Origin of the sequence: Bradyrhizobium sp. 87, from assembly GCF_023073015.1 — a bacterium.
GTDB classification, from domain to species: Bacteria; Pseudomonadota; Alphaproteobacteria; order Rhizobiales; family Xanthobacteraceae; genus Bradyrhizobium; species Bradyrhizobium canariense_D.
In genome coordinates, this window is sequence record NZ_JADPIQ010000086.1 from 85,778 (window position 1) to 110,585 (window position 24,808).

General features: G+C 65.3%; 23 protein-coding genes and 1 pseudogene. 15 read left to right on the forward strand and 9 right to left on the reverse strand.

Annotated features, from left to right (window positions below; genetic code table 11):
• Positions 1 to 2: 2 nt before the first annotated feature.
• A complete protein-coding gene (locus IVB50_RS21230; protein ID WP_007602021.1) occupies positions 3 to 248 on the reverse strand; it encodes an Lrp/AsnC family transcriptional regulator in 246 nt (81 codons plus the stop codon).
• A 129-nt stretch (positions 249 to 377) separates the two neighbouring features.
• Here IVB50_RS21230 and thiD point away from each other — a divergent pair, with 129 nt between their 5' ends.
• The 4 genes and pseudogenes from thiD (at position 378) to IVB50_RS21250 (ending at position 4,302) form a co-directional block, all read left to right on the forward strand.
• On the forward strand, positions 378 to 1,178 hold the full coding sequence (gene thiD, locus IVB50_RS21235) for a bifunctional hydroxymethylpyrimidine kinase/phosphomethylpyrimidine kinase (protein WP_018457519.1): 801 nt from the start codon (positions 378 to 380) through the stop codon (positions 1,176 to 1,178).
• Between the two features lie 206 nt (positions 1,179 to 1,384).
• Positions 1,385 to 2,197, forward strand: a complete 813-nt coding sequence (locus tag IVB50_RS21240; protein ID WP_247297135.1) for a UDP-2,3-diacylglucosamine diphosphatase — start codon at positions 1,385 to 1,387, stop codon at positions 2,195 to 2,197.
• A 13-nt stretch (positions 2,198 to 2,210) separates the two neighbouring features.
• Positions 2,211 to 3,255 (forward strand): annotated as a pseudogene (locus IVB50_RS21245) (glycosyltransferase family 1 protein).
• A 63-nt stretch (positions 3,256 to 3,318) separates the two neighbouring features.
• Positions 3,319 to 4,302, forward strand: a complete 984-nt coding sequence (locus IVB50_RS21250) for a threonine/serine dehydratase (RefSeq protein ID WP_018457523.1) — start codon at positions 3,319 to 3,321, stop codon at positions 4,300 to 4,302.
• Between the two features lie 72 nt (positions 4,303 to 4,374).
• Here IVB50_RS21250 and IVB50_RS21255 read toward each other — a convergent pair whose 3' ends face one another.
• Positions 4,375 to 6,177 (reverse strand): caspase family protein, encoded by a 1,803-nt coding sequence (locus IVB50_RS21255; protein WP_018457524.1) that lies wholly within the window; start codon positions 6,175 to 6,177, stop codon positions 4,375 to 4,377.
• 163 nt (positions 6,178 to 6,340) lie between these two features.
• Between IVB50_RS21255 and IVB50_RS21260 the strand changes: the two genes are divergently transcribed.
• Positions 6,341 to 6,784 carry an RbsD/FucU domain-containing protein gene (locus IVB50_RS21260; protein WP_018457525.1) on the forward strand — a complete coding sequence of 148 codons (444 nt, stop codon included), beginning with the start codon at positions 6,341 to 6,343 and terminating at the stop codon, positions 6,782 to 6,784.
• A 30-nt stretch (positions 6,785 to 6,814) separates the two neighbouring features.
• Here IVB50_RS21260 and IVB50_RS21265 read toward each other — a convergent pair whose 3' ends face one another.
• Positions 6,815 to 7,132: an antibiotic biosynthesis monooxygenase gene (locus IVB50_RS21265; RefSeq protein ID WP_018457526.1), complete on the reverse strand. Its 318-nt coding sequence runs from the start codon at positions 7,130 to 7,132 to the stop codon at positions 6,815 to 6,817.
• Positions 7,133 to 7,255: 123 nt separating this feature from the next.
• Here IVB50_RS21265 and IVB50_RS21270 point away from each other — a divergent pair, with 123 nt between their 5' ends.
• Positions 7,256 to 7,615, forward strand: a complete 360-nt coding sequence (locus tag IVB50_RS21270; RefSeq protein ID WP_039800124.1) for a hypothetical protein — start codon at positions 7,256 to 7,258, stop codon at positions 7,613 to 7,615.
• A 218-nt stretch (positions 7,616 to 7,833) separates the two neighbouring features.
• Here IVB50_RS21270 and IVB50_RS21275 read toward each other — a convergent pair whose 3' ends face one another.
• Positions 7,834 to 9,231 (reverse strand): hypothetical protein, encoded by a 1,398-nt coding sequence (locus tag IVB50_RS21275; protein WP_247297137.1) that lies wholly within the window; start codon positions 9,229 to 9,231, stop codon positions 7,834 to 7,836.
• A 75-nt stretch (positions 9,232 to 9,306) separates the two neighbouring features.
• Between IVB50_RS21275 and IVB50_RS21280 the strand changes: the two genes are divergently transcribed.
• Positions 9,307 to 10,503: a major facilitator superfamily domain-containing protein 6 gene (locus IVB50_RS21280; protein ID WP_247297140.1), complete on the forward strand. Its 1,197-nt coding sequence runs from the start codon at positions 9,307 to 9,309 to the stop codon at positions 10,501 to 10,503.
• On the opposite strand, the gene dgcA is transcribed toward IVB50_RS21280, so the two are convergent.
• Positions 10,473 to 11,468, reverse strand: a complete 996-nt coding sequence (dgcA, locus tag IVB50_RS21285; protein WP_247297143.1) for an N-acetyl-D-Glu racemase DgcA — start codon at positions 11,466 to 11,468, stop codon at positions 10,473 to 10,475. The two genes, IVB50_RS21280 and dgcA, sit on opposite strands and share 31 nt — an antisense overlap.
• Before the next feature lie 143 nt (positions 11,469 to 11,611).
• On the opposite strand from dgcA, the gene IVB50_RS21290 reads away from it, so the two are divergent.
• Genes IVB50_RS21290 through IVB50_RS21300 form a run of 3 tightly spaced genes read left to right on the forward strand, consistent with a single transcriptional unit; the run spans position 11,612 to position 14,419 of the window.
• The gene (locus IVB50_RS21290) at positions 11,612 to 12,745 is read left to right on the forward strand and encodes an ABC transporter permease (RefSeq protein ID WP_247297144.1); all 1,134 of its coding nucleotides are present in this window, start codon (positions 11,612 to 11,614) and stop codon (positions 12,743 to 12,745) included.
• Positions 12,746 to 12,747: 2 nt separating this feature from the next.
• The gene (locus IVB50_RS21295; protein WP_007612400.1) at positions 12,748 to 13,518 is read left to right on the forward strand and encodes an ABC transporter ATP-binding protein; all 771 of its coding nucleotides are present in this window, start codon (positions 12,748 to 12,750) and stop codon (positions 13,516 to 13,518) included.
• Between the two features lie 16 nt (positions 13,519 to 13,534).
• Positions 13,535 to 14,419: an MlaD family protein gene (locus tag IVB50_RS21300; protein ID WP_247297145.1), complete on the forward strand. Its 885-nt coding sequence runs from the start codon at positions 13,535 to 13,537 to the stop codon at positions 14,417 to 14,419.
• 201 nt (positions 14,420 to 14,620) lie between these two features.
• On the opposite strand, the gene IVB50_RS21305 is transcribed toward IVB50_RS21300, so the two are convergent.
• Entirely contained in the window at positions 14,621 to 20,461 is a 5,841-nt protein-coding gene (locus tag IVB50_RS21305) for a negative regulator of septation ring formation (protein WP_247297146.1), read from the reverse strand.
• Positions 20,462 to 20,604: 143 nt separating this feature from the next.
• The gene (locus IVB50_RS21310; RefSeq protein ID WP_247297147.1) at positions 20,605 to 20,859 is read right to left on the reverse strand and encodes a hypothetical protein; all 255 of its coding nucleotides are present in this window, start codon (positions 20,857 to 20,859) and stop codon (positions 20,605 to 20,607) included.
• Here IVB50_RS21310 and IVB50_RS21315 point away from each other — a divergent pair.
• Together IVB50_RS21315 and IVB50_RS21320 are read left to right on the forward strand one after the other, a co-directional pair.
• Positions 20,858 to 21,232, forward strand: coding sequence for an Hpt domain-containing protein (locus IVB50_RS21315; RefSeq protein ID WP_247297148.1), 375 nt, complete (start codon positions 20,858 to 20,860; stop codon positions 21,230 to 21,232). The two genes, IVB50_RS21310 and IVB50_RS21315, sit on opposite strands and share 2 nt — an antisense overlap.
• A 166-nt stretch (positions 21,233 to 21,398) precedes the next feature.
• Complete coding sequence (locus IVB50_RS21320; RefSeq protein WP_007602043.1) at positions 21,399 to 21,719, forward strand: 2Fe-2S iron-sulfur cluster-binding protein; 321 nt, start codon at positions 21,399 to 21,401, stop codon at positions 21,717 to 21,719.
• A 12-nt stretch (positions 21,720 to 21,731) separates the two neighbouring features.
• Here IVB50_RS21320 and IVB50_RS21325 read toward each other — a convergent pair whose 3' ends face one another.
• Positions 21,732 to 22,199: a thioesterase family protein gene (locus IVB50_RS21325; RefSeq protein WP_247297155.1), complete on the reverse strand. Its 468-nt coding sequence runs from the start codon at positions 22,197 to 22,199 to the stop codon at positions 21,732 to 21,734.
• 179 nt (positions 22,200 to 22,378) lie between these two features.
• Between IVB50_RS21325 and IVB50_RS21330 the strand changes: the two genes are divergently transcribed.
• The 3 genes from IVB50_RS21330 to IVB50_RS21340 all read left to right on the forward strand — a co-directional run bounded on the left by IVB50_RS21330 (position 22,379) and on the right by IVB50_RS21340 (position 24,431).
• Positions 22,379 to 23,407 carry an NAD(P)/FAD-dependent oxidoreductase gene (locus IVB50_RS21330; RefSeq protein ID WP_247297156.1) on the forward strand — a complete coding sequence of 343 codons (1,029 nt, stop codon included), beginning with the start codon at positions 22,379 to 22,381 and terminating at the stop codon, positions 23,405 to 23,407.
• A gap of 115 nt (positions 23,408 to 23,522) precedes the next feature.
• Positions 23,523 to 24,125: a DUF2147 domain-containing protein gene (locus tag IVB50_RS21335; RefSeq protein ID WP_026233392.1), complete on the forward strand. Its 603-nt coding sequence runs from the start codon at positions 23,523 to 23,525 to the stop codon at positions 24,123 to 24,125.
• Positions 24,126 to 24,179: 54 nt separating this feature from the next.
• Positions 24,180 to 24,431, forward strand: a complete 252-nt coding sequence (locus IVB50_RS21340; protein ID WP_247297340.1) for a hypothetical protein — start codon at positions 24,180 to 24,182, stop codon at positions 24,429 to 24,431.
• A gap of 55 nt (positions 24,432 to 24,486) precedes the next feature.
• Here the strand turns inward: IVB50_RS21340 and IVB50_RS21345 are convergent, their stop codons facing one another.
• Positions 24,487 to 24,756, reverse strand: a complete 270-nt coding sequence (locus IVB50_RS21345; protein WP_018457539.1) for a hypothetical protein — start codon at positions 24,754 to 24,756, stop codon at positions 24,487 to 24,489.
• Between the last annotated feature and the right edge of the window lie 52 nt (positions 24,757 to 24,808).

Sequence of the window (24,808 nt, forward strand, 5' to 3'; positions counted from 1 at the left end):
GGTCAACTCGCGCCAAACGCCTTGAAGGTGATGATGGTGAGGGTGTCCTGGATGCCGGGCAGCACCTGCACCTTCTCGTTGACGAAGTGGCCGATATCGGTGTCGTTGTCGACGTAAAACTTCACCAGCAGGTCGTATTGCCCGGCCGTGGAATAGATCTCGGAGGCGATCTCGGCTTCGGCAAGCGCATTGGCGACCACATAGGATTGGCCGAGCTTGCATTTGATCTGGACGAAAAAGGGAACCATCGCGGTCACTCCGAAAGCATATCTGACGGCTAATAGGCCAAACCCGGCCGGATTTAGCAAGCGAACTTGCTGCGTTGAGGTAGGCGCGCTAGGACGGGCCATGGCTTTGAGAACGCTGAAAGTCGCCCCATGACGACGCCCGTCGCGCTGACCATCGCCGGCTCCGATTCGAGCGGCGGCGCCGGCATCCAGGCCGACCTGAAGACCTTTGCCGCGCTCGGCGTCTTTGGCGCGTCCGCCATCACGGCGCTCACGGCGCAGAACACCCGCGGCGTCACCGGCATTCACGCGGTGCCCGCCGAATTCGTCACCGCGCAGATCGACGCGGTGTTTTCCGATCTCGAGGTCGGCGCGGTCAAGATCGGCATGGTGGCGCAAGCGACCAGCATCGATGCGATTGCGGCCGCGCTGTCGCGCTGGGCGCCCCGGCATATCGTGCTCGATCCCGTGATGGTGGCGACATCGGGTGATCGCCTGCTCGCGTCCGAAGCGGTCGACGCCCTGCGCATCAAACTGATGCCGCTGGCCTCGGTGATCACACCCAATCTGCCCGAGGCCGCGGCTCTGCTCGACGAGCCGGTCGCGACAAGTGAGCTCGAGATCGAGAGCCAAGGACGCCGGCTACTGGCGCTCGGCTGCCGGGCGGTCCTGATCAAGGGGGGGCACGGCGAGGGCGCCGAGAGTATCGATTATCTCGTCGATGCCAGCACCACGATCGCGCTCGCCGCGCCGCGCGTTGCCACTCGCAACACCCATGGCACCGGCTGTTCGCTGTCCTCGGCGGTCGCCGCCGGGCTCGCCAGGGGCGAGGATCTCGAGCGTGCCGTGCGCAACGCCAAGACCTGGATCAGCGCGGCGATCGCGGCCGCTGATCGCTTCAGCGTCGGCCACGGCCACGGCCCGGTCCATCATTTCCACAAATTTTACTGAACGCCGCTCGCGAGCGCGCCACCGCTAGTCCGTCCCGCCATGCAGCTCCGGCTTCTTGCGGAGGCTGCCGCGACGCCATGTCGCCTGATTGTCGCATGCGACTGATATTCGCGGGGTGGGCGAGGCAAGCGCGATTCGTATCTGAGGGTGCCTCAAAGGTTCGATTGGTCATCCCCCTGTCACGGGACATTGTTACAGGCTGGCGCATGGGAAGTTACGATGTGAGTGACGAGAGCCCGGAGCGGCGCTTTCGCACGTTGTTCATCTCCGACGTTCATCTCGGAGCCCGCGGTTCTCAAGCCGATCTTCTGCTCGATTTCCTGCGTTTCCACGACGCCGACACGATCTATCTCGTCGGCGATATCGTCGACGGCTGGGCGCTGAAATCGAGCTGGCATTGGCCCCAATCGCATAACGACCTCGTGCAGAAGCTTTTGCGCAAGGCGCGCAAGGGCGCCAAGGTCATCTACATCCCCGGCAATCACGATGAGTTCCTGCGCAACTATTACGGCACGCATTTCGGCGGCATCGACGTGGTCGAGAACACCGTCCACATCGGCGCGGACGGCAGGCGTTATCTCGTCATCCACGGTGACATCTTCGACCTCGTGGTGCAGAACGCACGCTGGCTCGCCCATCTCGGCGACAAGGTCTACGATTTCGCGATTCAGCTCAATCGCTTCGTCAACTTCTTCCGGCGCATGTTCAAGGTGCCGTATTGGTCGCTGTCGCAATGGGCCAAGCAGAAGGTCAAGAACGCCGTCAACTATATCGGCGCATTCGAGCAGGCACTCGCTGCCGAGGCACGGCGCCACGACGCCGACGGCGTGATCTGCGGTCACATCCATTACGCGGTGATCCGCGACGAGGGCGGAATCCGCTACATGAATTGCGGCGACTGGGTCGAGAGCTGTACGGCGCTGGTCGAGCACGACGACGGCCGTTTCGAGATCATCACCTGGGCGGACCAGGCCGAGAAGCCGGCACAGGTCCCGCAGGTCGCAGCCAGAGCTGCATGACAAAGGCAGCCTGATGCGCATCCTGGTCGCGACCGACGCCTGGCACCCGCAAGTCAACGGTGTGGTTCGGACGCTGACCAAACTTGCCGACGCCGCCAAAAGTCTCGACGTCGATTTCTCGTTCCTGACGCCACAATCGTTCCGCACCTTTGCGATGCCGAGCTATCGGGACGTGCGGGTGGCCATGCCGCGCCCGGGCAGAATCGCGAAGCTGATCGAAGAGGCGCGCCCGGACAGCATCCACATCGCGACGGAGGGGCCGATCGGCCTGATGGTCCGCCGCTATTGCCGGCAGCGCAAGCTGCCCTTCACGACCAGCTTCCACACCCGCTTTCCCGAATATGTCCGCGCCCGCGTGCCGGTGCCGGGCTCGCTGATCTGGCGGGCGCTGTGCCGATTCCATAGCCCCAGCCGCGCCGTGATGGCGGCAACGCCGGCGCTCGCCAGCGAACTGACCGAGCGCGGCTTCGACAATGTCGTGCTGTGGCCCCGCGGCGTCGACACCCATCTGTTCCATCCCCGCCCGATTGATCTCTGCCTGCCGGCGCCGGTGTTCCTCTCGGTCGGCCGCGTTGCCGTGGAGAAGAATCTCGAGGCGTTCCTCGAGCTCGACCTGCCCGGCACCAAGGTGATCGTCGGCGACGGTCCCGGCGCGTGTCGCGCTGGAGGAGGCCTATCCGGACGCGATCTTCCTCGGCGAAAAGCATGGCGAGGAGCTGGCGGACATCTACGCGGCCGCCGATGTCTTCGTGTTTCCGAGCAAGACCGACACGTTCGGCCTCGTTCTGCTCGAAGCCCTGGCGAGCGGCCTGCCTGTCGCGGCGTTTCCGGTGAAGGGGCCCCGCGACGTGATCGGCGATGCGCCGGTCGGCGCGCTCGATCACGATCTGCGCAGCGCCTGCTTCGCCGCGCTGGATATCTGCCGGCAGGACTGCGTGGAATTCGCCGCCAACTACACCTGGGAGGCCTCGGCCCGGGCTTTTGTCGACAGCATTTTGGCCGTCGGCGCCGTGATGCCCGGCCGGAACGGGGCAGAACCGGCGCGATTCGTCGCCTGAGGGGAAGAAGCCCTCGCGCGGAGATGCCTTGCCCGCGCCTCATCCGGCGCGATAACATCAGGCATGACAGAACAGCTTCTCCCGATCGGCCCTGCCGATATCGACGCCGCAGCACGCGTGATCGCACCCTTCGCCGTCCGCACCCCGCTGTTGTCCTTTCCCGTGCTCAACGAGCGTGTCGGTGCAAAGGTCTATCTCAAGCCGGAGATGCTCCAGCGCACCGGGTCGTTCAAGTTTCGCGGTGCCTTCAACAAGGTCGCCTCGATCCCGCAGGACAAGCGCGCCGGCGGCGTGGTTGCGTTCTCCTCCGGCAACCACGCCCAGGGCGTGGCGGCGGCAGCAAAGATCCTCGACATGCAGGCGACCATCGTGATGCCCGCGGATGCGCCGTTGTCAAAGCGCGAGCGTACCAAATCCTACGGTGCCGAGGTCGTGCTGTACGACCGCGACCGCGACGACCGCGAGGCGATCTCGCGCGGCATCGCCGAGAAGCGCGGCGCGACTCTGGTCAGGCCCTATGACGATCCCTTCGTGATCGCCGGTCAAGGCACCGCCGGCCGCGAGATCGCCGAGGACATGGCGGCGCTCGGTCTCAGCCCCGACATCGTGGTCGCCCCGGCCTCCGGCGGCGGCCTGATCGCCGGCGTTGCAACGGCTGTGAAGGCGCGTTTTCCGCTGGCCGAGATCGTAGTGGCCGAGCCCGACGCGTTCGACGATCACGGCCTGTCGCTGACCGCGGGCCACCGCGAGCCGCACGCACCCGCCGGCCGCACCATCTGCGATGCGCTGATGGCCCTGATCCCCGGCGAGATGACCTTTGCGATCAACAGCAAGCTGCTCGCGCGCGGCGTGACCGCCTCGGACAAGGAAGTCGGCGCGGCCGTCGCCTTTGCCTATCGCGAGCTAAAGCTCGTGGTCGAACCGGGCGGAGCGGTCGGCCTGGCGGCGCTGCTTGCGGGACGACTTGATGTTGCCGGCAAGAATGTCGTCATCGTGCTCTCCGGCGGCAATGTCGACGCTGATCTGTTTGCCGAGCTGGTGGCCTGATAATCAATCTTCTGACATCAAGAAGGGCAGAGCGTCACCGCTCTGCCCTTTGTCGTGTGTGGCCGACCGCGATCAGTGCATGAAGCCGCGGTGGTTGTTGCCGCCGTTGCCACCCTGGCTTTGGTTCATCGACTGCCGGAAATTGTTGCTGCCGTTGTTGACGATCCGGTTGGTCTCATTGAACTGCGGGTGGTTGTTGTTCTGCACCTGCACCTTGTTCACGGGGTTGTTGCTGATCTTCGCCCCGTTGTTGATGCGGATCGGGTTGTTCTGCGTCTGAACGTTGACGGGCTTCGTATCGATGGTCGTGCCGCCCTTGCCGACATTGACCGGCATGCTCACGATCTTGCCAGGATTGCCACTGGTTGTGCCGTTGGCAGTACCATTCGGCGTCTTGTTGGTCGCAGGCAGCGTCACGATCTTGCCGATGCCGCCATTGTTGTTGGTGGTGTTGGTCGGCGCAGGCAGGGTCACGATCTTGCCCGGGGTCTGCGACGGCGTGCCGTTCTGCTGGTTGGGCTGGTTGTTGCCCGCGGGCAGGTTGACGATCTGGCCGACATGTCCGAGCTTGCCGATGCCGTTGTTGTCGCCCGACTTCTGCACGATCGGCAAATTGCCGTTCACTTGCGCGCCGCCATTACCCTGCTGCAGCGGCATGTATTTGGGCTGGCCGAGATTGCCGATCTTGAAGGTCGGGGCGATATTCTGCGGCGCCAGGAACTTGGTCGCCTGCATCAAGGGGATCTGCTTCGGCTGCATCTGGAGCTTCAGCGCGACCTGCGCATAGGGCGTGTTGCCGTAGCTGTCGTAGAAGTTCTTGTAGCCGAGCGGCGAGTTCGCGAGCACCGCCTTGTGCCAGGCCTGCGTGAGCAGCAGGTTGTTGAGCAGCCAGCGGACGTGATCGCACAGCGGGTCGTGCGGATACATCGTGATGAATTCCTGATAGTACTCCGGCCGTGCTTCGGACACGACGTAGTCATAGGCCTGGCGCGTCGAGCGGCTCGGCAGATTGGAGGCCATCTGCACCACAGGCGCATTCACCGGTGCGCGGCTGGCGGCAACCGCGGTGTCGCCGAAGAAGGTGAAGTCGGACGTGAGCGACGAGCTCTCCCACGGGATCTGCGCGCCGCTGGTGGTCTGGTTCACTTCGAGGCGCACGCGCTTGAACAGCTGCTCGATCGGCACGTTGGGCTCGCGCGCGACGTTCAGGAAGGCCTGCGTGTAGGGGCTGTGGCCGCCGGTGCCGTCCTGCGCTTCGGCGCCCGGCGCGGTCGAGTAGCCGACGATCGAGCCGTTCGGGGCATCGACGATGGCCAGGCCGCGGCCGGCATCGTTCACGTTCGGGAACGGGTTATTGCGGCAGGCATCGAGGATGACGATGCGCATACGGCTCGGGATCGTCTCCAGCGTCGACATCACGTCGACCAGGCGGACGGAGTTGTTGACGAGTTCGGTCTGGCTCGAGACCTTGGCGTCGACCGGAACGAGGTAGTTCTCGCCGGCGAGTTGCACGCCGTGACCGGCATAGTAGACCATCGCCACCGTGTTCGGACCACGCGCCGACACTTTGGCGGAGAAGTCCTGGACGACGCGGAGCATGTCGTTCTGGGTCAGGTCGGTCGCGGCGACCACTTCGAAGCCGGCGGAGTTCAGGAACTTCGCCATGGACTCCGCGTCGTTGTCCGGATTGGCGAGCTGCGGCGCGTTCTGATAGTTCGAATTGCCGATCACCAGCGCGACACGCTGTTCCGGGCCTTGCAGCGCGGTGGGGGCCGGCTCGACCGGGGCGACCTGCGCGGAAACTGGCCCGCAGGCAAAGCCGAACAGGCTCCCCAGCAGGCTAGCCGTCATCAGGAAGGGTTTTAGGCGGAACATGGCGTGCTCCTTTGGCACTGATCTCGATACGAGATTGGTTGCCGGCAAACTTGGCCGCGTTCGAGTTTGATGTCCGTGATCCCCATCACCATGGTAGGCTGCGTGATCTGAATCACGCTTGGACCTGCCGAGGTGGGCGCCCAATGGGAGGACAGTCCGTCACATGCTGAAATCGATCGATCCGATCCTCACGCCCGACCTGCTTTGGCTGCTGGCTTCCATGGGCCATGGCGACGATCTCGCTTTCGTCGATGCCAATCACCCCTCGGCGCGCATCGCGCAGAGCACGCATTCGCAGCGCTTGATCCAGTTGCCAGGCATGAGCATGGAGACCGCGATTCGCGCCATCATGTCGGTCTATCCGCTCGACGATTTCGATCCCGATCCGGTCCGCGTGATGATGCCGGTCGACGATCCCGACCGCGTCCCCGACGTGCAGCGCGCGGTGCTCGCGGAGATCGAGCGTGCCGCCGGCCGGCCCGTCACGCCCGGAAAACTCTCGCGGCCGGATTTTTATCGCGCGGCGGCGGCGAGCTTTGGCGTCGTACAGGTCGGCGACAGCAGCAGTTACGGATGCTTCCTGATCAGGAAGGGTGTGATCAGCTAGCAGCGCACGATCGAACGATGCGGGACGGCGTCACGCGTGCTCGAATGGTCCGACCTCGCGGATCACCTTGCAGATCTGCAGGAAGCCGCTGGCGTAGAATTCGGCATGTCCTCGCTTCATCGTCTCGACATGTTCGGGATGGGTGCGCCAGGCTTCGAGCGCTTCCTCAGAGGCAAAACGGAACACGGTGAGCTCCTCGCCGTCGTCGGCCTTGAACGACTTGACCGATACAAAGCCGGGAAGACGGCTGACGATGTCGTACATGCGCGCGCCGAGTCGGTCGTGTTCGTCGACAGAGGCGCCGTTACGCAATTGTAGATCGCCAATGACAATCACTTCACCAATCATATTTCTACACCTTAATCGATAGGATTCCTGCCGCTCGATCTGCTATTCGGTTCCGTGAGGGCTTTGTTACTTGGCACTCGAAATTGAATGGTCATTCCGCAGGCGGCCGTCTATCGTCCATCCATGTCACGCTTTTTATGTCTATCTGTCGCTATCGTCCTATCGCTGCTGCCGGCTGTCGCGCCGGCTGCTTCAATCCAAAAGCGTCCCAAGCAAGCTTGGCATGGCTACGGCTTCCTGCCGGGCTATCGCCAGCCGCTGAGCAACAGCATTCCCCTCTACAAGCAGAAGGAAGCGATGCGGCGGATGTCGCCTAGCGACCGGCGCCATTGGTACATCGATCCGGTTCCGCAATATTACGGCTGGGATGGTGAGTGGCGCTATTTCGGCCGGCCCGGCTTCGGCGGCGGCCGCTACAATGGCGGCAGTTTTGGGCCGTGCTGGACGCGGACGCCGATCGGTGCGGTGTGGAATTGCGGGTGATCGGCTGAGCATCCGTCATTGCGAGCGGAGCGCGCTGCGCTCGCAATGACGTTGAGAGAGTGTTTCCTCATTCCGCTCTCGTGCCGCGGACGCAGCGTGGCGTCTCTTCGACGGTGCGCTGCAGAGCCGGGGCCATGTGGCGACGGAAGCTGTGGCTCGTGGGTCCCGGATCTGTGCTTCGCTTGTCCGGGACACGAGACGGAGCAGGCCGCATCCCCTTACGAGAAGAACGCGATCTTCTCGGCCTGGGTCATGCGGCGGATGGGCGCCATGGGATCGTTGGCGGCGGCGCGGGGCTTTTGCAGGATGCCGCTGGCGAGGATGGTGGCGCCAAGTGAGGCTTCCGGAACCGGCGACGTCATCGGGAGCGTCGTGGCCTGCGCCGCGCCGAATGTCGCGGATGCTGCCATGACGGGCGCTGGCTGCTCCATCACTTCGGCGGCGGCTTCTGCAATGGCGTTGGTGAGGCGCGCCAGCGATTCCATCGCGATCGGCGCTTCCTCTACGGGCTCCTCCACCATCGCTGCGGCGGCGACTGGCTCTGGTGCGAACGGCTCGGGTGCGATCGGCTCCGGTATCTCGGCTGCGATGGGCGCTGCGGCCTCCGCAACCACCGGCTCCGGAACCGTCGCTTCCATCTCGACCGGTTCGATGATCTCGTCGAATTCCGGGTCTGGCGCGGCCATCTCCAGCGCGATGGCCTCGAGGATGGCTTCGTCCTCGGCTTCGGCGGCGGCATCGAGCGAAAATTCGTCCGTCACCTCCGCGAAGGCCTCAGTGGCTGGCTCTTCAAAAGCGGTGTCTTCAGGCGCGATCCGGCTCTCGGTGACGGTCTCCGGCTCGAGCGCGACGTCCGTCGCCTGCTCGGCAACGGAGAAGGCCTCGGCGACGATTCCGGCCGCTTCCATGGCGGCTTCGGGCTCGATCGCCTCTGCGATGCCCTGCGGCGCCTCCGTAAGAGCCACGGGTGCTTCGCTGGCCATCGCCGCAGGCGCGGCCTCCGGCAGCGGAGCTTCCGCAACGGGCGAGGGTGCCTCCTGCACCGGAGCCGGCGAGGGGCGCGCGGCCTGCGGCATTGCGTCAGCGTCGGTCTGGTCGATCCGGTCCTTGAGCAGATCGAATGCGGCCTTGAGGTCGGCGCGGGGGTCGATGGTGGCAACCTGCGCGCAGGCCGCCTCGATCGACGCGAGCTGCGAATCAATCAGGTCGCAGATTCGCCCGTCGGCGCCGATCTCGCGCCAGCGCCAGGAGATCTCCTTGATGATGCGCAGGCCGCGCGGAATCGGCGCGAGGCTCGCCTCGATCGCCGCGGGATCGAACGCCGCGATCGCAATCGTCTCGGCTTCGCGGATCGCGTGCCGGATCGCGACCAGCGCCTCGGGGAGGCGGTCCTCGACGACGGGTTGGCGCTGTGCCGCAAGGGCTTCTTCGATTTTCGCGACCGCGTCGAGCACCATGCGGGTATCGGCATTGCGGTTGCGCTTGGCGTATTCGCCGAGGAACCAGCGGCCGCGCGCGGTCTCCATGAAGGCTTCGCGGATCGCGTCGTAATCCTGCTCGTTCGGCTCGGCCGCACGGGCAGACATAGGCGAGAGGGCGAATGCTTCGTTGGCCATGTCAATCTCGTCGCGCAAATCACCGCGCGTTACAGTAACGATCATCACGATATCGACCGAATCGCAATTGGTTTAATGGCAGGCGAATCACAAATCCCCATCGCAGCAGCTCAGAAGCGGCGATTCGCCGTGAGCCTCGCGCTGTTCTACTCGGCCGTGTTCGCGGTGTCGGGAACGCATCTGCCGTTCTTTCCGCTCTGGCTGAAGGCGATCGGCATCGACGCGGCCTGGATCGGCCTCATCAACGCGCTGCCGGCGATCACACGCTTCACCACGCTGCCGCAGATCACCGCCTTTGCTGAAAAGAGACATGCGATTCGCGCCGGCATGATGATCTCCGTGCTGGCGACGGCGATCGGGTTCACGGCGGTCGGCTTGCAGCAGCAGCCGCTGGCGCTGTTCCTGATCTATGCGCTGACCTGCATGATGTGGACGCCGACCATGCCGCTGACCGACGCCTATGCGCTGCGTGGCGTCGCCCGCTACGGGCTCGATTACGGACCGGTGCGGCTGTGGGGTTCGGCAGCCTTCGCGGCCGGCTCGCTCGCCTGCGGCTATCTCGTAGACCACATCGCGGCGCGCGATCTGATCTGGGTCATCGTCGCCTGGGCCGTGGTTGCGGTCGCCGCCGGCATGCTGCTGCAGCCGCTTGACGATGTCAGGCGACGGACGACGGCACTGCACGCCAGCAAGGCGCTGCTGCGCGATGCCGGCTTCTGGGCCATCATCGTTTCGGCCGCGCTGATCCAGGGCAGTCACGTCGCGTATTATACGTTCTCGGCCATCAACTGGCAGGCCCACGGCCTCGGCGGGCTGACGATCGCGGGCCTCTGGACGTTAGGAGTGATCGCCGAGATCGTCGTGTTCGCGCTGTCGCCGCGCTTCTCGCTGCATCCGTCCTCGCTCATGGCGATCGGAGGCGCGAGCGCGGTCGTGCGCTGGATCGTCACCGCATACGACCCGCCGCTCATGCTATTGGCGATCGTGCAGCTCGGCCACGGCCTCACTTTCGGGATGACCATTCTCGGCACGATGAGTCTGCTGGTGCAGCGCGTGCCGTCGCATCAGATCGCGCGGGGGCAGGGCTATTACGCCGCGTGCAACGGGCTGCTGGGCGCCGCGACCTCGATCGCGTCAGGCGCGATCTACGCCCGCATCGGCGACGGCCTGTATTACGTCATGGCCGCGATGGCCGGTGTGGGTGCGCTTGTGATCTGGTCGGCGCGGCACCGGCTGAAAGCTCATCCCCAGAGCGACGAGTCCGGCGGGTAGACCAGGCTGTCATCATAACGCAGGCCATGATCGCGGTCGCGCGTCAGCAGCAGCGGGCCGTCGAGATCGACGAAGCGCGCCTGCGGCGTCACCAGCATCGCAGGCGCCATCGACAGCGAGGTCGCGACCATGCAGCCGATCATGATCTCGAAGCCGAGCGCCTGCGCGGCATCGGCCATCGCCAGCGCCTCGGTGAGGCCGCCGGTCTTGTCGAGCTTGATGTTCACGGCGTCGTAGCGCTCGCGGAGCGACGCCAGCGAAGTGCGGTCGTGCACGCTCTCGTCGGCGCAAACCACCAGCGGCCGCTTGATCCGCGCGAGCGCGTCGTCTTGGCCCGCGGGCAGCGGCTGCTCGACCAAGGTGACGCCGACGGCCTCGCAGGCCGCAAGATTCTGCTCCAGATTGGCTTCGGTCCAGGCCTCGTTGGCATCCACGATCAGCTCGGATTCGGGTGCGGCGTTGCGCACCCCGGCGATCCGCTCCCCGTCGCCGTCGCCGCCGAGCTTGATCTTGAGCAGCGGCCGGTGCGCCGCCTTGGCAGTCGCCGCCGCCATGGCCTCGGGCGTGTCCAGCGAGATCGTGTAGGCCGTGGTGCGTTCGCCCGGCGCCGGGCGGTCGAGCACGCTCCAGGCCCGCAGGCCCGCCGCCTTGGCTTCCAGATCGATCAGGGCACAATCCAGGGCATTGCGGGCCGCCCCGGGCGGCATGGCGGCTTGCAGGGCCTGACGGGTGAGACCGCGGGCCACGGCGTCCTGCATGGCCTTGATGGCGGCAAGGGTCGCCTCCGGCGTCTCGCCATAGCGGGGATAGGGCACGCATTCGCCGCGGCCGGTCAGGCCCTTCCGGCGGACCTCGGCCACAACGGTGACGGCCTCGGTCTTGGCGCCCCGGCTGATGGTGAAACTGCCTGCGATGGGAAAGCGCTCGATTCGCGCGGCGAGGGCAGGAACTTTGCTGGAAGTCATTTTGAACTCTGGCGAAATCTGAACCTGCTGGTTACCTCTAGCAACTAAGGTTAACCAGTTGGGGATACCTTCTCCGGGTAAGGGCGCGTGCGCAACCATCTGATTTCAACCGTTTCTCGCGCCCCGGCACGGGAGCGGACATCTTGAACGGCGATCCGAAGCTGGAACGGATTGCGAAGGGCAATGCGCTGGCACTCTGCGCCACCGGAACCTGGACCGCGAGCTTCGCGCCGGTCCTGGAGCGGATGGTGGCTGACGCCGAGAAGCTCGCCGGCGGCCCACAAAGCATCTTCATCGACGTGTCCGAGGTCGCCAAGCTCGACACCTTCGGCGCCTGGCTGATCGAGCGGCTGCGCCGCAGCCTGACGCAGGGCGCCGTAGAGGCGCAGATCGCCGGCCTCTCCGCCAATTATTCAAGCCTCGTGGACGAGGTGCGGCGGGTCAGGGCGACGCCCGTCATCGACGCCAGCACGATCACCATCACCGGCATGCTGGAGCAGATCGGCCGGGCCGTGGCCGGTGTTGCCGGCACGGTCGCAGGCCTGGTCGACATGCTCGGCGCGGTGCTCGCGGCGGTCGCGCGCACCCTGATTCATCCGCGCTCGTTCCGCCTGACCTCGACCGTGCATCATCTCGAGCAGGTCTGCTGGCGCGCCGTGCCGATCGTCGTGCTGATCACCTTCCTGATCGGCTGCATCATCGCCCAGCAGGGCATCTTCCACTTCCGCAGGTTCGGCGCCGACCTGTTCGTCGTCGACATGCTCGGCGTGCTGGTGCTGCGCGAGATCGGCGTGCTGCTGGTCGCGATCATGGTCGCGGGCCGCTCGGGCAGCGCCTACACCGCCGAACTCGGCTCGATGAAGATGCGCGAGGAGATCGACGCGCTGCGCACCATGGGTTTCGACCCGATCGAGGTGCTGGTGCTGCCGCGTATGCTCGCGCTCGTTCTCGCGCTGCCGATCCTGGCCTTCCTCGGCGCGATGGCCGCGCTCTATGGCGGCGGCCTCGTCGCCTGGCTCTATGGGGGCGTGCAGCCGGAGGCTTTCCTGCTGCGGCTGCGCGACGCCATCTCGATCGACCATTTCATCGTTGGCATCGTCAAGGCACCTGTCATGGCCGCGGTGATCGGCATCGTCGCCTGCGTCGAGGGGCTCGCGGTGCAGGGCAGCGCGGAATCGCTCGGGCAGCACACGACGTCGTCTGTCGTGAAAGGCATTTTTTTCGTCATTGTCATGGACGGCGTGTTCGCCATCTTCTTCGCCGCGATCGGGATGTGACGATGGCAGGCGAGATCCAGAACCCCATCATCCGGGTCCGCGACATCACCGTGCAGTTCGGCGCGACGCGCGTGCTCGACGGGCTCGATCTCGACGTCAAGCGCGGCGAGATTCTTGGCTTCGTGGGCCCGTCCGGCGCGGGCAAATCCGTGCTGACACGCACGATCATCGGCCTCGTGCCGAAGGTCGCAGGGAGCATCGAGGTGTTCGGCGTCGACCTGGATGCCTCCAATACGTCGCAGCGTCGCAACGTGGAGCGGCGCTGGGGCGTGCTGTTTCAGCAGGGCGCGCTGTTCTCCTCGCTCACGGTGCGGCAAAACATCCAGTTTCCGATGCGCGAATATCTGCGGGTGTCGCAGCGGCTGATGGACGAGATCACCATCGCCAAGCTCACCATGGTGGGTCTTAAGCCTGAGGTCGCCGATCGCTTTCCTTCGGAACTGTCGGGCGGCATGATCAAGCGCGTGGCGCTGGCGCGCGCGCTGTCGCTCGACCCGGATCTCGTCTTCCTGGACGAGCCGACCTCGGGCCTGGACCCGATCGGCGCCGGCGACTTCGACGAGTTGGTCAGGACGTTGCAGCGGACTTTGGGGCTGACCGTTTTCATGGTAACGCACGACCTCGATAGCCTTTACACAGCATGTGACCGCATCGCCGTTCTAGGCAACGGTAAGATCATTGCGGCAGGGTCGATCGCCGACATGCAGGCCTCGCAGCATCCCTGGCTGAGGCAATATTTCCATGGCAAGCGCGCTCGCGCGGTGATGGGCTGAGGTGCCGGAGTAGCTGATGGAAACGCGGGCAAATTACGTGCTGATCGGGTCGTTCACGCTGGCGGTGATCGCCGCCGCGATCGGCTTCGTGCTGTGGTTTCAGTCGCTGCACACCACCAAGCAGCGCAGCCCCCTGCGCGTCGTGTTCGAGGGCCCGGCCGCGGGCCTGCGCAACGGCGGCAGCGTCAATTTCAACGGTATCCGGGTGGGCGAGGTGGTCTCGGTGAAGCTCGACAACCCGCGGCGGGTTGTCGCACTCGCCATGGTCGAGAATAACGCCCCGATCCGCAAGGACACCCTGGTCGGCCTCGAATTCCAGGGCCTGACCGGCGTTGCCGCGATCTCGCTCAAGGGCGGCGAGGAGGCAGCGCCTGCGCCGCCGCTCGACGAGGACGGCATCCCGACGCTGACGGCCGATCCCAACAAGCTCCAGGACGTCACCGAGGCGATCCGCGGGACGCTCCAGAACATCAACAAGATCGTCGCCGACAATCAGGAGTCGGTGAAGAACTCGCTGAAGAACCTCGAGACCTTCACCAACTCGCTCGCCCGCAACTCCGAGAAGATCGACGGCGTGATGGCCAAGGTCGACGGCGTGATGCTCAAGGCCGATAGCCTCATGCTCGGCCTCAACACGCTCGCCGGCGGCAAGGACGGCGGCGAGCTGTTCCAGGCGGTGAAGTCGATCCGCGAACTGGCCGACGATTTCGACAAGCGCTCCGGCGCATTGATGACCGACGGCCGCCGCACGCTCGGCGACATCAGCCGCGCCGTCAACAATTTCGACCGCAACCCGACCCGCGTCCTGTTCGGCGCCAGCAACAACGCGCCGCCGGCCGCGCCGCCACCGCCGCCAGAGCCGCCGAAGCCAGCCGCGGCGCCCGAGCGCAGGCGGCAGTAGCGACGTTGCACTCGTCTCTCACCTCGTCATTGCGAGCGAAGCGAAGCAATCCAGACCGTCTCCGCATAAGCAGTCTGGATTGCGTCGTCGCAAGAGCTCCTCGCAATGACGAGTTTGTGGAGGCGCAACAACCTCCCCAAAACAAAACGGAGGCCGTGAGGCCTCCGTTTTCATTTGTCATGCGTCTTGGCGACTGACCGCTTATCCCAGCCGGCCCGCTGCGTGAGCGAGCAGCGTGTACACCAGGCCCGTCTCCGAGGTCAGGTGGTTGCGCAGCTCCTGCGGGCCGCGGCCGTCGCGGGCGACTTCGTCGAGCAGGCGTTCGAACTCGGCGACATAGCGGTCGACCGTGGCCTTGAAGTTGCGGTCGGAGCGATACTTGCGGGCGACCTCATCAAAGGCCTTCTGGCCGGCGGGCGTGTAGAGCCGCTTGGTGAAGGCCTTGTTCTCGCCGCGCTGGTAGCGGTCCCACATCTCGGACGCGAGGTTGCGGTCCATCAGCCGGCCGATGTCGAGCGACAAGGATTCCAGCGGATTGCCGCCACCTTGCGGAGCCTGCGGCTGCGGAGCCGGTGCAGCCTGGCGGCCGCGCTGGGGCTCACGTCCGGTGGGCGCACCCTGGTTGGCGTCCGTGCGGCTCAGCAGGTCGGACAGCCAGCCGTCACGGCCCTGGTCGTTGCCGGCCGGCGCCACCGGCGGGGCTTCGGTGCGGCGCGAGGAGGCGGGCATACCGAGGTCTGGCGGCGGCAGCGTCGAGGCGCTGGCGCTCTCGCGCATGCGCGCTTCGGTGCTGCGCGCGCCGACGGCCGCCAGCATCGGCTCTTCCTGGCGCTGCACGCTGGCGCGGCCCGTCGTGGAGACGTCGAGGCCACGACCATGCTGAGCCACGATGCGATTGAGCTCGGCGAGGGCCTCGATCTGGTCGACGATCACCTTGCGCATCTGCGCAGTGCTCTCGGCCGCCTCCTGAGGCATCTCGAGCACGCCGCGGCGCAGCTCGTTGCGGGTGGCTTCGAGCTCGTTGTGCATCTCGAACGCCATCTGCTTCATGCTGGAGACGAGGTTGGTGAACTTCTCGGTCGACTGCTTGAACATCGCATCCGCCTCGTCGGTGGTCTGGCGGTAGATGTCGTGCATGGCCTCGACGGTCTGCCGATGCTCCTCTTCTGAGGCCGACCGCACCGCTTCGAACTGGCGCGTGATCGCGGCGGAACCGGCGCCGGCGGTCTCCGCGACGACGCGGGCGATGTCGCGGGCACGCTCTTCGGCGGCCGCCAGCGATTCATCGAGCAGGCCGGTGAAGCGCGACAGGCGCTGGTCGAGATCGGCCGTGCGCAGGTCGATCGTGGTGACAAGCGATTCCAGCGCCTCCTTGCGTTCGGCGAGCGAGGCGGTGGTGTTCTTGTTGCTCTGTTCCACGACCTGTGCGGCCTCGACCAGTGCCTTGCCGTGCGCGTCGAACTGGGTCGACAGCTCGCCGAGATCCTGGAGCGCCCGGGTGGTCTTGCTGTTGAAGACGTTGAGCTGGTCTTCCAGGTTCTGCGTCGCAGCGCCGTTGCGCGAGGTGACGTCGTTCATCGCCGAGACGAAGTCGGCGACGCGCGTCACCAGCGCCCGCTCGAGCGAGTTGAGGTTGTCGTGCGCACCGGTCAGCACCTCCTGGAGCAGGATGTTGCCTTCGCGCAGTCGCTCGAACAGGGCGACCGTGTCGGTGCGCAGGATCTTGCTGGTCTCCTGCATCTCTGTGACGGCCGCGATCGAGACCTGGCGCGACTGGTCGATCGCCGCGCGGGAGGCCTGCTCGAGGTCCTTGAGCGACTTGTTGACGGCACCTGTCGCCATCTCGCTCGCCGAGTTGATGGTTCGCGCCACCTCGGAGCCGTTGCCCATCATGGTCTGCGAGAACGCATGTCCGCGCGTCTCGATCGACTTCAGCGCGTCGGATGTGACGCGGTCGATGTCGAGCGTGAGCTGGCTGGTCTTGGAGCCGATCGCGTCCACGAGCGAGCCGCGCTTGGCGTCGATCATGTTGGCGAGACGGTCGGACTGCTGCTGCACATAGGTGACGATCTCGTCGGTCTTGCCGGTCATGGCCTGGCCGAAGCTGCTGCTGGCGGCGAGCACCGAGCGCTCGACGTCGGCCGAACTCGACTTGACCCGCGAGCTCGCCTCGTTGGAGGCGTTGATCAACGCGTTCTGGGCGTTGAGCGCGCTGGTCTGGATGTCGTTGGTCGCGTTCGCGGTGGCCGTGCTCAGCGTACGCTCGATCTCGCTCGAGATCGTGCGGATCTGGCTTGCGGCATCCGCCGAGGTCGAGGTCAGCGAGGTCTGCGCCTCACGCGCGCTGTTGAGGATGGTCGAGGCGGTGTCGGCGCCGACCGAGGTCAGCGTGCGCTCGATGTCCGTAGTCAGCGACTTGATCTGGCTCGCAGCGTCCGTCGAGGCGGAGATCAGCGTGCCCTGGGCCTCGCGTACGCCGCTGGTGAGCGCCTCGATGGTGGCCCCGCCGGCGGTCGCCAGCGCGCGCTGCATCTCGGCCGCCAGCGAACGAACCTGGCCGGTCTGTTCGGCGGAGACCGCCAGCAGGGTGCTCTGGGCATCGCGGGCGCTGGTCGTGATCGTCTCGGCGGTCGACTGGCCGACCTGCGAGAGCGAGCGATGCACTTCGGCGGCGAGAGACTTGACCTGGCTCGCCGCATCCGAGGACGCGTTGACGAGCGTGCTCTGGGCTTCGCGGGCGCCGGTCATGATGGTCTCTGCCGTCGCGGTTCCCGCCATCGAGAGCGAGCGCTGCACGTCCGAGGACAGCGCCTTGATCTGGTTGGCGGTCTCGCTCGAGGCCGCGATCAGCGCGCTCTGCGCATCGCGGGCGCCGGCGGTGATCGATTCCGCCGTTGTGGTGCCGGCCATCGACAGCGAGCGCTGCACGTCGGCGGTGAGGGTCTTGACGTGGTTGGCGGCGTCCGAGGACGCCGTGACGAGCGTGGTCTGTACCTCGCGGGCACCGGCCAGGATCGAGGCGGCGGTCGCCGAGCCTGCCGACGACAGCGTGCGTTCGACGTCGGCGGTGAGAGTCTTGACGTGGTTGGCCGCATCCGAGGACGCCGTCACGAGCGTGGTCTGCACCTCGCGGGCACCGGCCAGGATCGAGGCGGCGGTCGCCGAGCCTGCCGACGACAGCGTGCGTTCGACGTCGGCCGCGAGCCCCTTGATCTGGTTGGAGGCATCGCCCGACGCGGCGACCAGGGTCGACTGGGCTTCGCGGGCGCTGGTCAGGATCGAGTTCGCGGCACCGGTGCCGACGGCGGTCAGCGCACGCTCGACCTCGGCGGAGGTCATCTTGAGCTGGGCGTTGACGTCGGAGGAGACCGTCATCAGCGACTGCTGCGCGGTGCGCGCACCGGTCTGGATGGTCTCGCTGGTGTTGACCACGAGGTTGGTGAGCGAGCGCTCGGCGTCCTCGACATGCGAGCGAATCGCGGTCGAGATCATCTCGGCGCGGGACATCATGTCCTCGCTGGCCTGGCGTCCGCTGCTCTCGATGCGGCCGGCGACGGCCTCGACGCGCGAGCCGAGCAGGTCCTCGAACTGCGCCACGCGCACGTCGATGTCGCTGGCGACGGCACCGACCTTGATCTCGATGGCCTGCTGGATGTCCTGGAAGCGCGCCGTGACCGTGTCGGTCAGGTGCATGCTGCGGCCATCGATGATCTCGGCGACGCCGGTGATGCGGCGATCGACCGCCTCGATCGCCTGCGCGGTGCCGTCCGTAAGTGTCGAGGTCAGCAGGGTGAGGCGGGAATCGATCGACTGCACGGCCTGCGAGGCGCCGTTCGTCACCGCGCTGGTCAGGTAGGTGAGGCGCGTGTCGATGGATTCGAGCGCCTGCGACGCGCCGCCGGTGAGGGTGGTCGTCAGATGCGTGAGGCGCGTGTCGATCGTCTGGATGGTCTGCGACGCGCCATCGGTCAGCGAGGTCGCGAGGTGGTTGAGGCGGTTGTCGATGGTCTCGACAGCCTGAGACGCGCCGTCGGTCAGCGACGTCGTGAGGTGGGTGAGGCGGGAGTCGATCGATTGGATCGCCTGCGCGGCGCCGTCGGTCAGCGACGAGGCGAGGTTGTTGAGCCGTCCGTCGATTGTCTCGGTGACCGACTTCGCACGGGTATCGAACGACTGTTCGAGCGCGGCGACGCGGCCGACGAGCTGTTCGTCGAAGGTCTTGATGTGACCGTCGATCGTAGAGTCGAGGCTCGAGATCTTGCCGTTCAGCGAGGCATCGAGGTTGCTGACACGTTCGCCGATCGTGGTCTCGAACTGCACCAGGCGCTGGTCGAGCACAGCCGTGATCGCGCCGCCATTGGCGGTGAAGCGGGTGTCGAAATTGTCGACATAGCTCTTCAGCGATTCATGGATGTCCTGCGTGCGCTGGCCCATCCGATCGACGATCTCGCCGCCGAAGGTTTTCACGGTGCGGTCGAACTCGGAGATGTGGCGGGTGATCAGCGCGCCCAGCGTGCCGGAGTCGCGGGCGAATTTCTCGACCAGCTCGGCGCCCTGGTTCTTCACCAGCTCGTCGAAGGCGCTCATCTGGAGCGACAGCGAGTCGTGCGCGGTCTCGGTCTGGCTGACGACCTTGGCGACCAGCGTGTTGACGGTGGCGTCGAGTGCTTCGCTGGCCTTGTCGCCGGAGGTCATGATCTGGCCGGCGAGGCGGTTGCCGGCGTCGTCGATCTTGGCGGAGAGGTCGTTGGAGCGCAGCTCGAGCTCGAGCAGCAGCGAGTCCGACGAATTCTTCAGGCTGTCGTGCACCTGCTCGGTGCGCTCGGAGATGCCGTCGACAATCGCGGCGGAGCGCTGCTCGAACTCGCCGGTGATGCGGTCGATGCGCTCGTTCAGCATCTCGTGGACACGGTCGGCGAGGTCGACGAATTCGTCGTGAACGTGGCCGGTCTTGAAATTGAGGCTGGTGGTCAGCCGCTCGCTGGCGTCGAGCACGGCGCGCGTGGTCTCGTTGCTGGCCTCCTCGAGGCGGTTGAGCAGGTCGCCGCCGCGCTCGCCGAGCGCGAGGATCATGTTGTCGCCGGCGTTGCTCAGCGCACCGGTGATGTGGGCGCCGCGCTCTTCGAGGGCGCCGGTGATGGACTTGGCGACCTCGTCGACGCGCGAGGCGATCGCGTCCGAGATCAGTGCGATGTCGTGGCGCAAATCGATCTGCACGCCGGAGATGGCGCTGCGGACCTGCTCGGCCTGGCCGACCAGATTGTCGCGCTGATGCGCGATGTCCTGGAGCAGGGCGCGGATGCGCACTTCGTTGTCGGAATAGGCGCGTTCGAGCGCCGCGACCTCGTTGGCGACCAGCGTCTCGAGTTCGCCGGCGCGCGCGATGGCGCGCTCGATGCCGTCGCCCATCGCCGCAACCTCGCGGCGGATGGCCTGGCCGACGGTCACCATGGAATCGGAAGCCGAGCCTTCCGGCTCGGAGAAGCGGATCGCAACCTGGGCCATCGCCTGCGCGACCGAGCTCATTTGCTGGCCGCGCCAGACGAGGCTCGCCAGGAAGAAGAACAGCATGATCGGCGCAAAGAACATCGTGACGAGGCCGGCAATGGCCAAGACGCCGCCGCTCTGGCCCATCGCCGCCTGGATGGAAGGCAGGAAGCCGACCGTCAGCGCGGCGCAGGCGGCCAGCCAGATGACGGTGAAGATTGTCGCGCCGGTGTAGATGTTGCGGGTCGGGCGTCCCGTCTGCAACGTCTGCAAGAGCTGGCCGATGGTCGCACGGTCGTCATTGGCGGCGCGGCGCGAGGAGCGCGGCTCCTCGATCTGGTCGAACATCGCGCGTTCGTTCGCGGCAGGGCGCGCGTCGAAGCTCGGTTCGTCGAACATCGGGGGAGCTGGTGGCGCGACCGGGGGCGACGTTTCGCTGCGCATCGAGGCGTTGCGGCTGGTGTCCGCGGCCGTGTCGCTGATGTTCAGGGCTTCCTGGATTGCAGAAAGCGCATCTTCTGTGGGGTCTTTGACCTTTTTCGGAGTGTTTGCCATGTTCAGTCCGAGCCCTCGTTACTTGTACGCGTCCCCCCGCGAGCTCTGCGCGCTACGCAAGCCCACAGTCCGGATCATGCCGCTTGCGCGGATCTCCGAGCCATCCCCACCCGGACGGCTTGTCCGCCAATTTCTCCAACATCCTATTGGCAGAGCGTCGCGAATGAAATGCCCGCGATTAAGACATTCTTAATCATCGTTAACAGGATCGTGCCGTAACGCCTTAGCAATAAATGGAATTCTCCACCGGACTCGCCGGATTGCGGCAACTTTTCGTCAATAAGCAGGCAGATTTGCGCAAAACGGCCAGAACATTTCGTTAACCATTTCCATGCTTGGGTGGAGGGAACTTGACCGCCGGACCGGCGGACATCGCGCGATGCCGGGGCCTGCGCCATGACGCCTGAACTGCAACGGATGGACTGGATGCCCTCGCCCCCGCTTGCACCGATCGAAAGCCCGCTCGACCTCGATCATCTCTCACGCATGACGCTCGGCGATTCCGAGCTGGAGCAGGAAGTGCTGGCGATGTTTGCCGAGCAGACGGTGCGCCTGATCGCGACGATGGCAGCGCTGCCGGCCGAAGCCGGCGCACTCGCCCACAAGCTCAAGGGCTCGGCGCGCGGGATCGGCGCCTTTGCAGTGGCGGATGCCGCAGCCAGCCTGGAGACTGCGATCCAGACCGGCCAGGGCCGGCCTCACGCCTTCGCCGCGCTGAAAGAGGCGGTGACCGAGGCTCGCGCCGCCATCGAGGCGATCCTGAATCCTTAGGCCAACAGGGCCCGAACCGTGCTGTAGTCTTTTGTTTTGACGGGTCTTCTTCCCGCGAAGCGGTATTCGCGACTTCATCAAAACGCTATGGCGCCGGGCTGACCGACCCGTTATAGGACAGCCCGGACCCTCCTTCATTCCCTAGATCGCGGCAGCACGAGCACACATGGCCAAAATCCACTTTGTCGATCACAAGGGCGAAACCCGTACGGTGGACGTCGAGAACGGCGCGACTGTGATGGAAGCCGCCATCCGCAACAGCATTCCCGGCATCGAGGCCGAATGCGGCGGCGCCTGCGCCTGCGCCACCTGTCATGTCTATGTCGACGAAGCGTGGCGCGAGAAGGTCGGTAGCCCGACGCCGATGGAAGAGGACATGCTCGACTTCGGCTTCGACGTGCGCCCGAACTCGCGCCTGTCCTGCCAAATCAAGGTCTCCGACGATCTCGACGGCCTCGTGGTGGCGACGCCGGAACGGCAGGCCTAACTCTCTTAGCTATCATGTGCTGGGCTGCGCGACCTGGATGCCGCGCTTATGCCAGGGGCTGAGCTTCTCGAGCACTTCCGCAGTCAGCGGCGTTGGCCGGCGCGACGTTTCGTCGATCATCACGGCGACCGATGTCGCCGATGCAATGCACTTCCCTTCCGAAAACACCACCTGCTCGAACGTCACCGACGTTCGCCCCAGTTTCACCACGCCGAGACCGAGCTCGATCGTATTCGGCCAGTGCAGCTCCGCGCGAAAATGGATGTCGAGCCGCACCATGATCCAGGCAAGTCCCGGCGGCGTCAGGCCGTATTCCGGGAGCTTCATCAGCGTGACGCGGCCGGTCTCGAAATAGGTGGCGTAAACCGCGTTGTTGACGTGCTGGTTAGGGTCGAGATCGCCGAAGCGGACGTTGTCGCTGAGGCGAAAAGGATAGTCCTCCAGGCGCGGCGTCGTATCGAGGCGGCTTGGTGCGTTCACCGATTGATCTCCGTCATATCGTTCCTCGTTACAGCCCAGTTATCCTGACCCGGCAAGTGGGCCCGGCTGCGGGGCGCTCCCGCTTTTATGCCTTCCCTGATCCATCCCCGTTGGCTAGACAGGCAGGGTCACCTCGGCCCAAAGGGCGCCGTCCCACGAACGACCGATAAAGAGACGACATGAGCGACGCGATCAAAACCGATGTGCTGATTATTGGTGCCGGCCCCTGCGGTCTGTTCGCCGCCTTCGAGCTGGGCCTTCTCGACATGAAGACGCATTTCGTCGACATCCTCGACAAGGTCGGCGGCCAGTGCGCAGAACTCTATCCGGAAAAGCCGATCTACGACATTCCCGGCATTCCGCAGGTTTCTGGGCAGGGCCTCACCGACGCGCTGATGGAGCAGATCAAGCCGTTCCATCCGACCTTCCATCTCGGCGAGATGATCGAGACCGTCGAGAAAATCGGCGATCCGCTGTTCCGCTGCACCACGGACGCCGGCAAGGTGTTCGAATGCAAGGTGCTGGTGATCGCTGCCGGCGGCGGCTCGTTCCAGCCCAAGCGTCCACCGGTGCCGGGGATCGAAGCCTATGAAGGAAGCTCGGTGCACTACGCCGTGCGCAAGATGGAGGCGTTCCGCGACAAGAACGTGCTGATCGTGGGCGGCGGCGATTCCGCGCTCGATTGGACGCTCAATCTGCATCCGATCGCCAAACGCATCACGCTTCTGCACCGTCGCGACGATTTTCGCGCCGCGCCCCACAGCGTCGAGCAGATGCGCGCGCTGGTCGCGGCCGGCAAGATGGATCTGCGGCTCGGCCAGGTCACTGCGCTGTCAGGCAATGAGGGCAAGCTGAGCGGCGCCACCGTGAAGGGCAACGACAACAGCGTGAACGAAATTGCCTGTGACACCATGCTGCCGTTCTTCGGGCTGACCATGAAGCTCGGTCCGGTCGCGAACTGGGGCATCGCGCTGGAGAACAATCTGGTGCCGGTCGAGACATCCGCGTTCGAGACCAACGTGCCAGGCATCTTCGCGATCGGCGACATCAACACCTATCCCGGCAAGATCAAGCTGATCCTGTGCGGCTTCCACGAAGGCGCGCTGATGTCGCAAAAAGCCCATCGCTACGTCTATCCGGGGAAGCGGCTCGTGTTCCAGTACACGACGTCGTCCTCCAGCCTGCAAAAGAAGCTCGGCGTCAACTGATGGCGGGGGCGATGCCTCATGTTTCTGGTGCTGGAACAGTTCGCGAAATCGCCGTAGTCTGCGGCCATTGCAGCTGGCGGCTTAGCAAGGCGATTGGCTCAGCAAGGTGATGAAAATGCGGACTCTCTTTTTCAGCTTTCGGCTGTTCTCGCTTCTCGCGCTCGCGATGACGCTCGGTGCGGTGAGCCCGGTTGTGGCGCAAGTGCAGCAGCCGACCGCCGCAGGCCTCTGGCAGAAGGTCGAAGACGGCAAGACGGTGGGATGGTTTCTCTTCATCGACCACAACGGTGTGTTCGAAGGCGTCATCGCAAAAACCTTCCCGCGGCCCGGCGACGACCCGAACGAGATCTGCGCCAAATGCACGGACGATCGCAAGAACGCGCCGGTGCTCGGGCTCTCCTTCATCCGTGACATGAAGCGCGACGGCTTGAAGTATGACGGCGGCAACGTGGTCAATCCTCGCGACGGCAACATCTGGAAGGCCAAGATGACGGTCAGCCCGGACGGACAGACCCTGACGATGCGCGGTTTCCTCGGCATCTCCCTGTTCGGCAAGGACGAGACCTGGACGCGTCTTCCCGACGCCAACATCGCGCAGGTCGATCCCGCCATCGTCGCGAAATATCTTCCGGCGCAAGCGACCGCCGCGACCAAGCCGGTGCCTGTGGCACCGGCGAAGAAGGGCGGCGCAATGATGGCGCCGGTGCCGAAGCAGTAGGTCTACGTCGCGCGCTGTGCCGCCTGAACTTCGGTAGCTCCACACACCGCCGTCATTGCCTGGTTCGAGAGCCTGCACAGCGAATACGGCCAATGCTGCTCGGATGCCGACGGCTATATGGTCGCCGACGTCGACTGGGAATCCGACAAGGGCCGTTATCGCGTGCATCTCGAGGGCGAATGGGTGGTCGTGCCCGACGGCGCCGTCATTACCGAGCCGAACAAGATCGGCCGCACCATGGTGTGGAAGCACTATATCGACGGCCATCCGCGGGTGCGCTGCTTCATGCCGGGCAGCATGACGTAGAGTGAAACGTCATCCCGGGCGACGCGCAGCGTCGAACCCGGAATGGCGTCAAGGCTTAGCGCGCCTCGTTGTTCGCGCTGACGCTCGCAAGCCGCTTCACGCGTGGCGACAGCACCGACATCTGCGCGGGCGAGGCGGGCATGCCGGCGACGATCATCGCGGGCGCAGTCGACTGCTCCTCGATGCCTGGGCCGCCGAGCACCTGGACTTGCGTCGCCGAGATCGGAAACGACGTCACTTCGTAAGAGGGAAGCTCGCCGGCGAACGCGCCTGACGAGTTGGCAATCATCGCTGCGGCAACGGCAACCATCGAAAGAACGCGCATTGGAAAATCTCCGTGAGAAGTGCCAATCGGAGGTTAGGTCGCGGTGATGCCG

What these genes read in the sequence shown, in the direction of transcription:
- IVB50_RS21230 (WP_007602021.1), bottom strand. Translation starts at nt 248, where the DNA reads ATGGTTCCCTTTTTCGTCCAGATCAAATGCAAGCTCGGCCAATCCTAT.
- thiD (WP_018457519.1), top strand. Translation starts at nt 378, where the DNA reads ATGACGACGCCCGTCGCGCTGACCATCGCCGGCTCCGATTCGAGCGGC.
- IVB50_RS21240 (WP_247297135.1), top strand. Translation starts at nt 1,385, where the DNA reads ATGGGAAGTTACGATGTGAGTGACGAGAGCCCGGAGCGGCGCTTTCGC.
- IVB50_RS21250 (WP_018457523.1), top strand. Translation starts at nt 3,319, where the DNA reads ATGACAGAACAGCTTCTCCCGATCGGCCCTGCCGATATCGACGCCGCA.
- IVB50_RS21255 (WP_018457524.1), bottom strand. Translation starts at nt 6,177, where the DNA reads ATGTTCCGCCTAAAACCCTTCCTGATGACGGCTAGCCTGCTGGGGAGC.
- IVB50_RS21260 (WP_018457525.1), top strand. Translation starts at nt 6,341, where the DNA reads ATGCTGAAATCGATCGATCCGATCCTCACGCCCGACCTGCTTTGGCTG.
- IVB50_RS21265 (WP_018457526.1), bottom strand. Translation starts at nt 7,132, where the DNA reads ATGATTGGTGAAGTGATTGTCATTGGCGATCTACAATTGCGTAACGGC.
- IVB50_RS21270 (WP_039800124.1), top strand. Translation starts at nt 7,256, where the DNA reads ATGTCACGCTTTTTATGTCTATCTGTCGCTATCGTCCTATCGCTGCTG.
- IVB50_RS21275 (WP_247297137.1), bottom strand. Translation starts at nt 9,231, where the DNA reads ATGGCCAACGAAGCATTCGCCCTCTCGCCTATGTCTGCCCGTGCGGCC.
- IVB50_RS21280 (WP_247297140.1), top strand. Translation starts at nt 9,307, where the DNA reads ATGGCAGGCGAATCACAAATCCCCATCGCAGCAGCTCAGAAGCGGCGA.
- dgcA (WP_247297143.1), bottom strand. Translation starts at nt 11,468, where the DNA reads ATGACTTCCAGCAAAGTTCCTGCCCTCGCCGCGCGAATCGAGCGCTTT.
- IVB50_RS21295 (WP_007612400.1), top strand. Translation starts at nt 12,748, where the DNA reads ATGGCAGGCGAGATCCAGAACCCCATCATCCGGGTCCGCGACATCACC.
- IVB50_RS21300 (WP_247297145.1), top strand. Translation starts at nt 13,535, where the DNA reads ATGGAAACGCGGGCAAATTACGTGCTGATCGGGTCGTTCACGCTGGCG.
- IVB50_RS21305 (WP_247297146.1), bottom strand. Translation starts at nt 20,461, where the DNA reads ATGGCAAACACTCCGAAAAAGGTCAAAGACCCCACAGAAGATGCGCTT.
- IVB50_RS21315 (WP_247297148.1), top strand. Translation starts at nt 20,858, where the DNA reads ATGACGCCTGAACTGCAACGGATGGACTGGATGCCCTCGCCCCCGCTT.
- IVB50_RS21310 (WP_247297147.1), bottom strand. Translation starts at nt 20,859, where the DNA reads ATGGCGCAGGCCCCGGCATCGCGCGATGTCCGCCGGTCCGGCGGTCAA.
- IVB50_RS21320 (WP_007602043.1), top strand. Translation starts at nt 21,399, where the DNA reads ATGGCCAAAATCCACTTTGTCGATCACAAGGGCGAAACCCGTACGGTG.
- IVB50_RS21330 (WP_247297156.1), top strand. Translation starts at nt 22,379, where the DNA reads ATGAGCGACGCGATCAAAACCGATGTGCTGATTATTGGTGCCGGCCCC.
- IVB50_RS21335 (WP_026233392.1), top strand. Translation starts at nt 23,523, where the DNA reads ATGCGGACTCTCTTTTTCAGCTTTCGGCTGTTCTCGCTTCTCGCGCTC.
- IVB50_RS21345 (WP_018457539.1), bottom strand. Translation starts at nt 24,756, where the DNA reads ATGCGCGTTCTTTCGATGGTTGCCGTTGCCGCAGCGATGATTGCCAAC.